The 11,837-nt window shown below is 65.1% G+C and carries 13 protein-coding genes and 1 tRNA gene; 8 read left to right on the top strand and 6 right to left on the bottom strand.

Going from position 1 to position 11,837, the window contains the following annotated elements:
• Nucleotides 1-106: 106 nt before the first annotated feature.
• Nucleotides 107-613, top strand: coding sequence for a peptidylprolyl isomerase (locus OL599_RS14190; protein ID WP_264714453.1), 507 nt, complete (start codon nucleotides 107-109; stop codon nucleotides 611-613).
• Nucleotides 614-695: 82 nt separating this feature from the next.
• Nucleotides 696-771: transfer RNA gene (locus OL599_RS14185), tRNA-Lys, on the top strand.
• A gap of 223 nt (nucleotides 772-994) precedes the next feature.
• Here the strand turns inward: OL599_RS14185 and OL599_RS14180 are convergent.
• The 5 genes from OL599_RS14180 to OL599_RS14160 form a co-directional block, all read right to left on the bottom strand.
• Entirely contained in the window at nucleotides 995-1,321 is a 327-nt protein-coding gene (locus tag OL599_RS14180; RefSeq protein ID WP_264714452.1) for a heavy metal-binding domain-containing protein, read from the bottom strand.
• A gap of 63 nt (nucleotides 1,322-1,384) precedes the next feature.
• Complete coding sequence (locus OL599_RS14175; RefSeq protein WP_264714451.1) at nucleotides 1,385-3,151, bottom strand: ABC transporter ATP-binding protein/permease; 1,767 nt, start codon at nucleotides 3,149-3,151, stop codon at nucleotides 1,385-1,387.
• Between the two features lie 18 nt (nucleotides 3,152-3,169).
• Nucleotides 3,170-3,634 carry a DUF1499 domain-containing protein gene (locus OL599_RS14170; RefSeq protein ID WP_264714450.1) on the bottom strand — a complete coding sequence of 155 codons (465 nt, stop codon included), beginning with the start codon at nucleotides 3,632-3,634 and terminating at the stop codon, nucleotides 3,170-3,172.
• Nucleotides 3,631-3,924, bottom strand: a complete 294-nt coding sequence (locus OL599_RS14165) for a DUF3253 domain-containing protein (RefSeq protein WP_264714449.1) — start codon at nucleotides 3,922-3,924, stop codon at nucleotides 3,631-3,633. The genes OL599_RS14170 and OL599_RS14165 overlap by 4 nt, the downstream gene beginning before the upstream one ends.
• A gap of 59 nt (nucleotides 3,925-3,983) precedes the next feature.
• Nucleotides 3,984-4,805, bottom strand: coding sequence for an EAL domain-containing protein (locus OL599_RS14160; RefSeq protein WP_264714448.1), 822 nt, complete (start codon nucleotides 4,803-4,805; stop codon nucleotides 3,984-3,986).
• A gap of 188 nt (nucleotides 4,806-4,993) precedes the next feature.
• On the opposite strand from OL599_RS14160, the gene OL599_RS14155 reads away from it, so the two are divergent.
• From OL599_RS14155 to OL599_RS14130, 6 genes are all read left to right on the top strand, one after another.
• Nucleotides 4,994-5,995: a hypothetical protein gene (locus tag OL599_RS14155; protein WP_264714447.1), complete on the top strand. Its 1,002-nt coding sequence runs from the start codon at nucleotides 4,994-4,996 to the stop codon at nucleotides 5,993-5,995.
• A gap of 73 nt (nucleotides 5,996-6,068) precedes the next feature.
• On the top strand, nucleotides 6,069-7,004 hold the full coding sequence (locus OL599_RS14150; RefSeq protein ID WP_264714446.1) for a 3-hydroxyacyl-CoA dehydrogenase NAD-binding domain-containing protein: 936 nt from the start codon (nucleotides 6,069-6,071) through the stop codon (nucleotides 7,002-7,004).
• A complete protein-coding gene (locus tag OL599_RS14145) occupies nucleotides 7,001-7,657 on the top strand; it encodes an HD domain-containing protein (protein WP_264714445.1) in 657 nt (218 codons plus the stop codon). Before OL599_RS14150 ends, OL599_RS14145 begins: the two co-directional genes overlap by 4 nt.
• A gap of 104 nt (nucleotides 7,658-7,761) precedes the next feature.
• Complete coding sequence (locus OL599_RS14140) at nucleotides 7,762-8,424, top strand: recombinase family protein (RefSeq protein ID WP_264714444.1); 663 nt, start codon at nucleotides 7,762-7,764, stop codon at nucleotides 8,422-8,424.
• Complete coding sequence (locus OL599_RS14135; RefSeq protein WP_264714443.1) at nucleotides 8,421-9,119, top strand: hypothetical protein; 699 nt, start codon at nucleotides 8,421-8,423, stop codon at nucleotides 9,117-9,119. Before OL599_RS14140 ends, OL599_RS14135 begins: the two co-directional genes overlap by 4 nt.
• Nucleotides 9,109-9,894, top strand: a complete 786-nt coding sequence (locus OL599_RS14130) for a hypothetical protein (RefSeq protein ID WP_264714442.1) — start codon at nucleotides 9,109-9,111, stop codon at nucleotides 9,892-9,894. The genes OL599_RS14135 and OL599_RS14130 overlap by 11 nt, the downstream gene beginning before the upstream one ends.
• Here the strand turns inward: OL599_RS14130 and OL599_RS14125 are convergent.
• Nucleotides 9,885-11,567 (bottom strand): RNA-directed DNA polymerase, encoded by a 1,683-nt coding sequence (locus OL599_RS14125; protein ID WP_264714441.1) that lies wholly within the window; start codon nucleotides 11,565-11,567, stop codon nucleotides 9,885-9,887. The two genes, OL599_RS14130 and OL599_RS14125, sit on opposite strands and share 10 nt — an antisense overlap.
• Nucleotides 11,568-11,837: the final 270 nt, after the last annotated feature.

Raw genomic sequence — 11,837 nt, 5'->3', positions numbered from 1 at the left:
GCCGGCTCTGGCCTGCTTCCCCCGGCTTGCCTTTCCTGGAGAACCCCTCATGCGCCGACGCACCCTGATAGCCAGCCTTGTTGCAACCCCCGTTATTGGAATGACGATGAGCGAAGCCACCGCGGCGCCTGCCGACCCCGAGAACACCCTGTACATGGACCTGAAGGATGGCCGGGTGGTCATCCAGCTGCTGCCCGACCTCGCGCCGAAGCACGTCGAGCGGGTGAAGCTGCTTGCCCGCAAGGGCTTCTATGACGGCATCGTGTTCCACCGGGTCATCGAGGGCTTCATGGCGCAGGGCGGCGACCCCACAGGCACGGGCACTGGCGGCAGCGGCCTGGGCAACCTGCCGGCCGAGTTCACCCGTCAGAAGCGCTTCCTGCGCGGCACCGTGGGCGCCGCGCGCACCCAGGACCCCAACAGCGCGGACAGCCAGTTCTTCATCATGTTCGCCCCGGCGCCGAACCTCGACGGTCAGTACACCATCTGGGGACAGGTGATCAGCGGCATGGACCACGTGGACCACATCAAGCGCGGCAGCGGCGGCAGCGGCATGGTCACGAACCCCGACAAGATCGTCCGCGTCCGCGTTGCGGCCGACGTCAAGGAATAGGCGTCAGGGTGGGCGCCGGGACCCGGGCGCCCGTTTCCCGCTCTTGACCTGACGCGCGCCGTGTCGTTCAAGGCACGCGCGTGAGCCCGTAGCTCAGATGGTAGAGCACGAGACTTTTAATCTTGGGGCCGTGGGTTCGAGTCCCACCGGGCTCACCATATCTGCCAAGGACTTACTGGCGGGCGGGCGCTTCCGGCGCCCCGCCTCTCCAGAAACTACCTCGCCGTCGCCATCGCTGCTACCGTCCTCCGGATCAGGTAACTGTCCACAGAACCAAGGGCGGTTGGTATCGCGCGCCGGGTTGGTGGGCGGCGGAGCGCAAAATAACGACTCGTACCAGCGGTCATTCTTCATGGCCGCTGGTATGAGATCGCGGGAAATTCAGCCCGCGTACGGTTCCAGCACCACCGCGGTCCCGTAGGCCACGATCTCGCTCATGGTCTGGCCGATCTCCGACGAATCGAAGCGCATCATGATGACTGCATTGGCGCCCATCGCCGTGGCCTTGGCGATCATGCGTTCGATCGCGTGGCCGCGGGCCTGCTCCAGCAGTTCGGTGTATTCCTTGATCTCGCCGCCGACGATGCTGCGCAGGCTGGCCATGATGTTGCCGCCGATGCCGCGGCTGCGCACCACCACGCCGTAGCAATCGCCCTTGGTCTCGCGGACCCGGTGGCCCGCGACAGTCTCGGTGGTGACGACGAGCATGGCTTGCCTCACATCTGGGTGAGGCAGCCTATGCCCGCGCCCGGCGCCGCGGCAACGCGAATGTTACGCTGCCGACCGCACTGCCTCCACCAGCCGGCCGGGGCCGTCGGCAGGGCGGTCGAACACCAGGTGCCGGTCGTGGAAGGCGGCCACGGCCGGGCGGTGAGCGATCGAGATGAGTGTGGTGCCCGGCAGGCGCCGGCGCAGCGTGGCGTACAGCGCGGCCTCGGCCTCGGGGTCCAGGCTGGCGGTGGCCTCGTCGAGGAACAGCCAGTCGGGCTTGGCCAGCAGGGCGCGGGCGAGGGCGAGGCGCTGCTGCTCGCCGCCGGACAGGCGCTGGGGCCAGTTGTCCTCGTCGTCCAGGCGCGGCTCCAGATGGGACAGCTGGGCGTCGGCAAGGGCGGCGCGGATCTCGTCGTCGGAATAGGCATCGACGGGCGCGGGGTAGGCGACGGCGTGGCGCAGCGTGCCGAGGGGGATGTACGGGCGCTGGGGCAGGAACAGGCTGCTGGCCCGGGGCTGGCGCACATGCCCAGCGCCGAACGGCCAGATGCCTGCGAGCGCGCGGAACAGCGTGGACTTGCCCGATCCGGACCGCCCGGAGATCACCACCGACTGCCCGGGCTCAAACGCGAACGAGGTGTGGTCCAGCAGCGCCTGCCCCGTGGGCAAGGCGAGCGTGGCGTTGTCGAGCGCGTAGGTCTCGCCGGGAACCGCGGTCACGCCCTGGTCGGCGGCGGCGCGCGCGGCCTCGATGGAGCGGTGGAAGGTGACGAGGCGATCCACGGTGGCCCGCCACCCCGCCAGCGCGGCATAGGAGTTCACGAACCAGGACATCGCGCCCTGCACCTGGCCGAACGCGTCGGCGGTCTGGGTGAGGCCGCCCAGCGACATCGTGCCGGAGAAGAAGCGGGGCGCGGCGACGACGATGGGGAAGATCACGGCCGCCTGCGAATAGCCGGCGACGAGCGCGTTCAGCTGCTTGGTGCGGAGCATGATCGCCCACCAGTTCAGGATCACCGCCTCGAAGCGCCCGCGCAGGCCGTGCTGCTCCTCGGCCTCGCCGCGATGCAGCGCGATCCCCTCGACGTTCTCGCGAAGCCGCACCAGCGCGAAGCGGAAATCCGCCTCCACCCGCTGCTGGCGGAAGTTCAGCGCGGCCAGTGGCCAGCCGACCATGTGGGTGAGCCAGGTGCCGATGGCGGAATAGATCAGCGCAGCCCAGACCATGTAGCCGGGGATGTCGACGCCGAGCAGGGTCATCGGCCCGGACAGCGTCCACAGGATGGTCAGGAAGCTGAACAGCGTGACCACGTTGGACAGCAGGTCGAGGCTGAGGGACAGGGTTTCGGTGACGAAGCTGTTGAGGTCGTCGGCGATGCGCTGGTCCGGGTTGTCGGTGCCGTAGCCGTTGGCGCCGGCCGCCGCCGTCAGGCTGATGCGGTAATAGGCGCGGTCGGCGAGCCAGCGCTGCAGGAACCGCTGGGTCATCCAGCGGCGCCAGCGAATGCGCAGCCACTGGTTGAGGTAGGTGCGGTAGACGGCGACGAGGATGTAGACGGCAGCGATCAGGCAGAAACCGGGCATGATGCCGGTGTCGGTACGCTTGTAGAACAGCAGCAGGTCCATGAAGCTCTGCCAGTCCTTGTCCTGCAAAGCGTTGTAGAAGGCGCGGTTCCAGAAGTTCAGGATCACTGTCATCCCGACCAGCGAGAGGTTCAGGAACACGATCGCTGCCAGCAGGCCGCGCGCGGACCATTTCTCCTCGGAGAAGAAGTAGGGTCTGGAGAGATGCCAGGCATCCCTCAGGAACGGGCCTAGGCCGCGCATCGTGGGGCTCTCCGACTGTCAGTTGGCGGCCAGGGCGGCGTCGAGCGCGGCCAGCCAGGTTGCAACGCGTCTGCGGTTCACGCCGAAATCGGACCGCCCGTAGACGCTGCGCGACCACAGGATCAGGCCGGACTCGGGGGTGACCTGCACGGCGATCAGGTCCGGGAAGTTGAGCAGGGCGCTGCGGGCAACGTAATGCGCCTGCAGCCGGTCGTCATAGGCCGCGTGGGCGAAGGTGCGCGGCTGGGCCGCGGCAACGGCGCGGATGGCGGCGTAAAGGCGCGCCGGCGGGACGTCGTAGCGGCGGGTGGCGATGTCGGGCGCCGGCGTGAAGCCGGCGGGGGCGGCGAGCGCGGTGTTCGGGGTCGCGGGGCGCTCGATGCGGGTCATGTCCATCGGCGGCGGAACCGGCAGCCCCTCGGCGCCATGGCCGGAACAGGCGGGCAGCAGCAGGCCGAGCAGGAGGGGCAGCAGGCGCGTCATTCCGGCGCCGGCGGGCCGGCTTGCGGGCGGATGCGCAGGCGGATCACGCCCTTCACCCCGTCGGCCAGCGCATCGGCGGCGACCGGCTTGCCCTTGCGCAGGATGTCGATGCGGCCGGCCTGGGCCAGACGGATGGCGGCGCGCCGCACGGCGGTCAGCTTCTGGCGCCACACATCGCCCTCCGGCGGCGAAACCGCGCGCGCCACGTCGGACGGGCAGATCGACGTGCCGGGGCCGCTTGCTGCGGTGAGGCGGAGGATCTGCGCCTCGATCAGGGTCTGTTCGCTCACGCGGCTCTATGTGCGCGACAGGGCCGCTTATGCAAGCGCGGTTGCGACGCCGCAGGGTTTCAGCGGGCCCGGCGCAGGGTCCCGCCGCGCTGCGGCAGGCCGAACAGCGCGCCCTGGCCCTCGTCGCAGCCGCAAGCGGTGAGGAAGGCGCGTTGCCGCTCGGTTTCCACGCCGTCGGCGATCACCGTCAGGCCGAGGGCGTGGGCGGTGGTCGTGACCGCGCGCACGATGGCGGCATCCTCGCGGTCGGCAGGCAGGTTGCGCACCAGGGGGCTGGCGAGCTTCAGCGCCGTCAGCGGCAGGCGGCGCAGCTGCGTCAGGCTGCCGATGGCGGCGCCGAAATCGTCCAGCACCAGGCCGACACCGAGGTCGCGCAATGCCGAGAGAGTGAGCAGTTCGTCGATCCCGGTATCGGCCAGCGCGGATTCGGGCAGTGCGAGCGCCAGCCGCTCGGGCGGCAGCAGCGAGATTTCGAGCGCTTCGGCGATCTGGCCGGCCAGGGCCTGGTCGAGAAGCTGCCGGGCCGAGACGGCGACGGCAATGCTGCCCTGCGGCCAGCCTACGGCCTCCGCGCAGGCATGGCGGAGGGTCCAGCCGCCGAGGGCGGCGGCCACGCCGGCATGGTCGGCCAGGGTCTGGAACATGTTCGGGGACACCAGGCCGCGGCGGCGATGCGGCCACCGGACCACCGCCTCGGCGCCGGTGGGGATTCCATCCAGCAGCGTGGCGCGCGGCTGGTAGTGGAGCGCCAGCTCGTCATTGGCGATGGCCGCGAGCAGGTCGCGCTGCAGGTCACGCGGCAGCCGGGCTTCGCCGTGCGGAGCGGGCCTGGAGGCCGGCGGCGGGAACGGCTCGTCCGGGTGCAGGGCCGGTTGCGGCATGGGGTGGCGGTGACTCGCAAGCATGGGGCGTCTCGTGCAGGTGCCTGTATCCAGATTTCCGAGACAAACCTTACGCGAACCTTAAGCAGCGCGCCGATGGCGCGCGGCGGCGAACAAGGCACGCACATGTTGGTGATTATTAAGGAAACGACCCGAATATCAGGAAACGTCACATTTCGTGGAATGCCATGGATCAACCGCACGATACGGCCCCCGATCGCTGCCTGCTCCAGCATCATGTGTTCATGGCGATGGGCGAGGTGACGTTCCGGCGCGCCAGCACGGACGGAACCCCGGTGATGGTGGTGCTGCTGGGCGAGCGCGAGGCCAGCGTGCCGCTGCGGGCGCTGCAGCGCGAGTTCGCCATCGACGATGACAGCCCGGACGGGCGCATGCTCGGCCTGATCGCCGAAAGCCTGGACTACGTGACCGGGCTGCATCTGGGCGACAAGCTGCCCAGCGAGGTCCTCACCGGCAAGGCGAGCTGGGAGCCGGACGCACGGCATCGCCGCCTCGTTGCCAGCCGGCTGCGCCTGCAACTGGTGGCGTGGCTGGACCCGCAGGCGCTGGAAGCCGGCGCGGATGCCGCCGCCTTGCAGCGGCTCGACGAGGATCCGGCGATGCGCCAGCAGGTCCAGGCGGCCTTCGCCCAGGCCGCGCGTTCGCTGGACCTGCCCTCGCCCGAGGACGTGGTGCGGCTGGTCGAGGCACTGGCCGACGAGCTGTCTTATATCGAGGCGCTGCGCGACGGGCTGTATCGTCGCGTCCAGATCGTCGCCGCCCGGCTGGAGCGGCTGGGGCGCGGCTGGCGCGGCGACATGCCACGGCTGGAGACGCTGACGCAGGTGCAGCGGCTTACCGCCATCGGCCTGAAGCAGATCGGCGGGCGGTTCGATGAGGTCGATGCCCAGACCGGGGAGGTGCTGGCGGCGCTGCGCAACGCCGAGAGCCAGCAGGCCTTCATCCGCTCCAACCGCGACTGGCTGTATCGCTGCCAGCGCGCCTGGTCGCCGATCCTGAAGGAATGGGACTTCGCCCCCACGGTCATGGACGAGCTGGCCTGGGGCCTGATCGGGCGCACCTATCAGTTCCTGGCGCCGCGCTACATGCCGGTGACGGAGTGGCAGGCGTTCAACTCGCTGCGGCAGTCCCGCGCGGCCCGCCGGGCGAACCGCGTCATGGCGTGGTGACGGGGCCCGGTGGCGGGCTGGCCAGCGCGTCGCGCCCGCCGCATCATCGGGCACGATCTGCGAGGAGCAAGCCATGTCCGAAACCACCCCGATCCGCCGCGTGGCGGTGATCGGCGCCGGCACGATCGGCGCGAGCTGGGCCGCGTATTTTCTCAGCCGGGGTCTGGAAGTCGTGGCGAGCGACCCTTCGCCCGGGGCCCCCGACATGATCCGCCGCATGATCGACTCCGCCTGGCCGGTGCTGCAGCGGTTGGGCGCCACAGAGGATGCCGACCCGGCGCGCTGGCGCTTCGAGCCCGACCCCGTGCGGGCGGTAGAGGGCGCGCAGTTCGTGCAGGAAAGCGCGCCGGAGCGCTACGAGGTGAAGCAGGCGCTGCTGCCGCGCATCGCCGCGGTGCTGCCGGAGGAGGTGGTGATCGCCTCCTCGTCCTCGGGCCTTTTGATCAGCCGGCTGTCGGAGGGCTGCCGCTTCCCCGGCCGTTGCCTGATCGGCCATCCCTTCAACCCGCCGCATCTGGTGCCGCTGGTCGAGGTGGTCGGCGGGCCGGGCGCATCGCGCGCGGCGGTGGACGCGGCCATGGGGTTCTACCGCGCCATCGGCAAGCACCCGATCGAGATCCGCAAGGAGGTGCCGGGGCATCTGGCCAACCGGCTGCAGGCGGCGTTGTGGCGCGAGGCGGTGCACCTGGTGGCCGAGGGTGTCGCCAGCGTGGCCGACGTGGATGCCGCCATCAGCGAGGGGCCCGGCCTGCGCTGGGCGCTGATGGGCCCGCACGCGACCTTCCACCTCGCCGGCGGCGAGGGCGGCATGGCGCATTTCATGCACCATCTGCTGCCGGCGATGCAGGGCTGGTGGGCCACGCTCGGCAATCCCGACGTCACGCCGGCGTTGCAGCAACAGCTCATCGCCGGCGTGCGGGCGGAGCTGGACGGCAAGAGCGTGGCGGAGTTGGCGCAGCGGCGCGACGCGTTCCTGACGGCGCTGCTGGAACTGCGCCGGCGCACATGAACGACGTTTTCGTTCCGCACGCGGCGCTGGCCGAGGAGCTTCTGGCCTTGCTGCCTTCGGGCAGCGACGGCGCGCATGACCTCGCCCATGTCCTGCGCGTCTGGGCCAATGCGCGCCGCATCGCCGCGGCGGAGGGCGGGGACGGCGAGATCCTCACGGCCGCCGTGCTGCTGCATGACTGCGTTCATGTGGAGAAAAGCTCGCCGCTGCGCGCCCAGGCCTCGCGCCTCGCCGCGGCGCGGGCGGCGGACATCCTGAGCGGGCGCGGCTGGGCGGTCGCCCGGACCAGGCGCGTGGCGCACGCCATCGCCGCGCACAGCTTCTCGGCCGGGATCGCGCCGAAAACGATCGAGGCGAAGGTGTTGCAGGACGCCGACCGGCTGGACGCGATCGGTTGCGTCGGCATCGCCCGCTGCTTCTATACCGGCGGACGTATGGGCTCGGCGCTGTATCACCCGACCGATCCGGCGGGGCGGGATCGGCCACTCGATGACGCGGCCTACGCGCTCGACCATTTTCGCGCCAAGCTGCTGAAGCTGCAGGACGGTTTCCAGACCGCAACGGGCGCGCGGCTGGCCGCGGAGCGTTCGCGGGTGGTGGCCGATTTCCTCGCGGCCTTCGAAACCGAGATCGGCGCCGACGGCATGGCCTGACGCTGCCCGCGCTCAGGCCTCCCGCGCGTCCGGGCGTGCGGCGATGTCGAGGATCAGGCTATCCCTGCATTGCGGACGATGCCTCGTGACAGCGGCCCAATTGGATGACCGCTCTCGGCCCAACCCCGACACTCAGCAGCCGTTTGGCAATGGCCAGAGCTGGCCGGAAGCAGCCCGTCCGCTTCCAGCCGCGCGAAGCGGCAAAGCGGACGCCGCATCGTGCAGGCGCTTCGGCTGCTGCCGACCCAAGTAAGACGCCCGGCGAAGCGGCGTCAGATCCCGATAGCCGACATTCCGATCGGAACGAAAATCAAGATATTCGCATCAAACCTAGGGTTCTGAATCTCTTGGGCTTTTCTGATGCAAAATTCAGATACCAAATCCGATGCATGATATACGGCTACGCCCGAGTCCCGGCCACTGCTCAAGACCTCGCCCCCCGCGTCGCCGAACTCAAGGCGGCGGGATGCAAGAAAATCTTGCGCGAGAAGATCACCGGCACAACCGCTGACCGCCTGCAGCTTCGCAAGCTCATCGCCATGCTTGCGCCCGGCGATGCTGTTATCATTTCTGTTGTTGACCGGCTCTCGCGTGACACGATCGACTTGCTGGTTATCGCCCGCGAGATGCGGCGCAAGGACAAGCCGAAGCTGACCGAACACCGAAAGCGAGAAGCACAGGCGCGGGTAGCGGCAGGCGAGACGCAACGCAGCATCGTGCGCAGCCACAATGCCAGCCAGGCGACGATGTCGAGGCTAGCACCATGACGGATATCTTGGCGACCATCATTCCGCCAGTGATAACCGCGGCGATTGCCGCTGCGGTCGGATCATCCGTCTTCTATCTTTTCTCGCGCCGGCAACGCAGGATAGACCGAACGCCGGTTTTGCTTTTTGATTTTGCCGACCTGGCCGAGCATGAAAACCTTGGCGCTGTCGGGTTTAGGAACATAGAGAGCAAACTCGAATTGCTGATCTCGGGGACGCTTCGTAAGGTCGGTCTTGTCCTGGCAAGGGATATCAGGCTGGACATCTACCACTTCCAGAGCAGCAGGCCGCAGCCGACTCACGAGATTGCCAACATTCACATAGCGGATGCGCTGGAGCCAGGCGCTTCGTTATCGTGGAGCAAGTCCGTTCGGCTGGCCGACCTGACCGTGGACGGACCTTACTACAAGTCAGGCAGCACAGGCGTTTTCCGGGACGACGGCAATTTTCGATACTACCACTATCATGTTGTGTTTTCCTGCAAGAACGTGCAAGGCGAAATCTCGTCGTCGATCTATGGCACGGAGAAAATCATCGAGAACGACACGTTCGAGGGCAACAAGATGCTGGTTGTTCGCCAAGTCGGCGGATACAAGCCCGAGGCGGAATTTCCTGCGGAATGGCGCAGCGAGATCGATGCAAAAGAGTTGTCGGTGAAACACCTAACCCGCCGGCACCCGCACCATGACCTTTGATCGGTTTGTGCCCCAGCATCATCGCGAACGTGCGGAGCGCGCATTCCGCTACGTTCAACGCAATCCGCAGATGGGGCTTTCCGTTGGCCTGTTCTGCGTGGGTGCGATCACCGTCGGCCATTTTCCGCCGCTTGCCGGCGCCCTGTTCGGCGCCGGTGCATCCTTGCTAGGCGCGTGGATCACTGAGCTGCACAATAGAAGCTCTCAAGCCGCAAGGTTAAAGCAGCTACAGAATGACGCCCGAAAATATCTTGCGCTGGAACTTTACCGCACGATTGAGAGAGTGCTTTATATCCACGAACGGGCGATCCCAAATTTCACCTGTGCATCCGCAGAAAACGGTGTGAAGCCGAACGATCTACAGGACGATTTCATTCCATACTGGCCGGTTCTGTATCCCAATGCACAGCAGTTTCGCGACCTGCCGGGAGACGAAGCAGTTGCGCTTGTCAGTTTCTATGACTCGTTGCACGCCCTTGGTGACTTCGTGAAAGGCTGGTGGGAGCGCGAAGGCCAACTCCCGGTGAGTATCTTCAACATGATCCTGCATCACGCGGACAAGAGCCTAAAACTTGCCCAGGTGTGCATAGAGAAATTCGAGTTGGAGAAATCGTTTCCGCCACCCTACGAGGCATGGGGGACAATATCTTCGCGGATCGCGCGTTCTTTGAAGATGGCCGAGGGTGCACGCACCCATCACATCGCGCGCTTCGAGGCCAAGGCAGGGAAGGGGACCCCGCCCGCCACGCAGCAGGCGATTGGTTCTCACTCATAGTCCTCGCCTGATAAAAAACGTCGAAGCCTAGAGGGCAGGTTACGTGTGCCTCCTGATGGCCGGGGCGGCCGCGCTGGCTTGGATCTCGCGCTCGTCTGACTGAAGAAGTCCACATTGTCGAGAAAGGTAACATCCCATTTCAACAATTTTGAAAAGAGCGGATCGCCCCTTATTGGGGAAATAATTTCGGTGTTTGTTGTCCAGTTTCGCCGAACAGCCTCATAATAAGGCAGCCAGTTCCGTCCATTTTCTACGGAAGCCGTTCCGTGGTCAGTTGGTTGCCAGTCATCCCACCGCTCGGCCAATAGGCCATCTGCGCTCAAAAGGCCCAGCATTGAGAGAACAACGGGTGAGACAGTCCGATCATTGAGAGCCATAAAATTTTGATCGACCCTAATGCCAAGAACGCCGCAGAGAATCAGCATCCAGGAAACTTCGAGATCATGACCGCGAGAGGAATGAGTTTCCAGAATCTGCTGGATCCATGCTGCAAAGAGCTTCTTTGATCCAGACGTCTGGCAGAACGAAAGATTTGAGATCACGAATTGGAATACGAATTTAAGGCAAGTCGTAAAATCTCGTCCCATCCGCAGAAGGCAATCTCTAATCAAAGGGAGGTTCTGGGAGGCTATGTCGATAGTGAGCAGCCGCCGACAGAAAAACGCCGCAGCCTGAGCATCCTGCCTTGTATTGCAGAGGCGCAAAGTAACATCCAAAAAGCGCTCAATAGAAGTCTGCTGTCTTGATCGAGACCCCGATTCGACGACGAAATTCTCCATTTCGTGCCGCCACTCCTCTCCGAAAATTAAGCTTGAGCGGACGATGCGCGTCTTGCCTTCGTTTAGATGAAGATTGTACTCCCAGAGAACTCTCCTCAGCGCATCGAGGCACCTGCGGGCAGCGTCTTCAGTCTTGAAACCGATGAAGAAGTCATCTACGAGACGATAGCCTGAGCTATCCTTAATACTGGAGCTGAAATAAGCATCATCATGAACCCCAGAAAGCAGTATTTCCGCAATGATTCTCGAAGTGTCAGGTCCCACTGGTATACCAAATGTCTCTCGCGAGTTCCCGCGCTGGAGCGCCTTGTCCAAGCGGTTACTCCAGTGCTGCTCTAACTTATTGTATTCCTCGCCCTTCTTCTCAATGGCGGCCTTTACCCGTTCTTTCTTTAGGACGGCCCAGGGTAGAGAGTGCGAGTATATCGTGTGGAAGAAATTTGCAATGTCAGTAATGAGGACGACAGGATAGCGAGCCAATATTTCTGTCTCGCGTTTAGTGCGGGCGCGGAAATCGAGGCCCTTGAATGCTCGAGAACGTTCACTCGAAGGTACTGTTCGATAAAGAGTTAATGGCGATTTCTTAATGGTCTTACGGATGTCCGCTTGCTCCTTCGCAAGAATCAGAGAGAGCGCGAGCTGGTTGGCAGGATGAGGGAGCGCCAGCACTCGTCGCGTTGTTATCGTCCTCGGCGCCGAGAATCGCCCGTAGACGGTCGTGCGCTTCAGCATTGTTTCCAATGACTCGAATGACGCATGATGATGCATGCAATAGTCGGCAAATCTGCCAGTCGTAATGGTCGGTGGAAAGTCGTCCGCGAGGTAATGGGATTTCAGCAGGTTTCGAAGAGTCAGTGCGAGCCGCGCATGTCCCTTCATCGTTTGTTTGGCCATGTTCTCACCCCTTCGCGTCCGTAAGCAACCGTTCGGTTATCGCACTGTCTGCTTGCCGCTCCAATAACCCCAATTTGCCCGGCCGCAATTGCCCATAGCCGGTGGTCGCAGAATGCCCCCTAAAGGCTCCTGCACAGTCTATCCAACGAGAGATCAGGGGGTACCCGACACTGACAGAACTGGCCGGGCGGCTTCTGGGCATATGGTGCCGTGTGCTTAAGTGTCGACTTATGCCCATTGCTGTCCGGAAGCCGACTGGCAGAAAACCAC

Origin of the sequence: Limobrevibacterium gyesilva, from assembly GCF_025989185.1 — a bacterium.
GTDB lineage: Bacteria > Pseudomonadota > Alphaproteobacteria > Acetobacterales > Acetobacteraceae > Limobrevibacterium > Limobrevibacterium gyesilva.
The sequence above is the reverse complement of the archived record's forward strand: the minus strand, read 5'-3'. Positions and strand labels throughout refer to the sequence as shown.

Bases quoted from the DNA above. Each gene is read 5' to 3' on its own strand.
- OL599_RS14190 (WP_264714453.1), top strand. From the start codon at position 107: ATGAGCGAAGCCACCGCGGCGCCTGCCGACCCCGAGAACACCCTGTAC.
- OL599_RS14180 (WP_264714452.1), bottom strand. From the start codon at position 1,321: ATGCTCGTCGTCACCACCGAGACTGTCGCGGGCCACCGGGTCCGCGAG.
- OL599_RS14175 (WP_264714451.1), bottom strand. From the start codon at position 3,151: ATGCGCGGCCTAGGCCCGTTCCTGAGGGATGCCTGGCATCTCTCCAGA.
- OL599_RS14170 (WP_264714450.1), bottom strand. From the start codon at position 3,634: ATGACGCGCCTGCTGCCCCTCCTGCTCGGCCTGCTGCTGCCCGCCTGT.
- OL599_RS14160 (WP_264714448.1), bottom strand. From the start codon at position 4,805: ATGCCGCAACCGGCCCTGCACCCGGACGAGCCGTTCCCGCCGCCGGCC.
- OL599_RS14155 (WP_264714447.1), top strand. From the start codon at position 4,994: ATGGATCAACCGCACGATACGGCCCCCGATCGCTGCCTGCTCCAGCAT.
- OL599_RS14150 (WP_264714446.1), top strand. From the start codon at position 6,069: ATGTCCGAAACCACCCCGATCCGCCGCGTGGCGGTGATCGGCGCCGGC.
- OL599_RS14145 (WP_264714445.1), top strand. From the start codon at position 7,001: ATGAACGACGTTTTCGTTCCGCACGCGGCGCTGGCCGAGGAGCTTCTG.
- OL599_RS14140 (WP_264714444.1), top strand. From the start codon at position 7,762: ATGACCGCTCTCGGCCCAACCCCGACACTCAGCAGCCGTTTGGCAATG.
- OL599_RS14135 (WP_264714443.1), top strand. From the start codon at position 8,421: ATGACGGATATCTTGGCGACCATCATTCCGCCAGTGATAACCGCGGCG.
- OL599_RS14130 (WP_264714442.1), top strand. From the start codon at position 9,109: ATGACCTTTGATCGGTTTGTGCCCCAGCATCATCGCGAACGTGCGGAG.
- OL599_RS14125 (WP_264714441.1), bottom strand. From the start codon at position 11,567: ATGGCCAAACAAACGATGAAGGGACATGCGCGGCTCGCACTGACTCTT.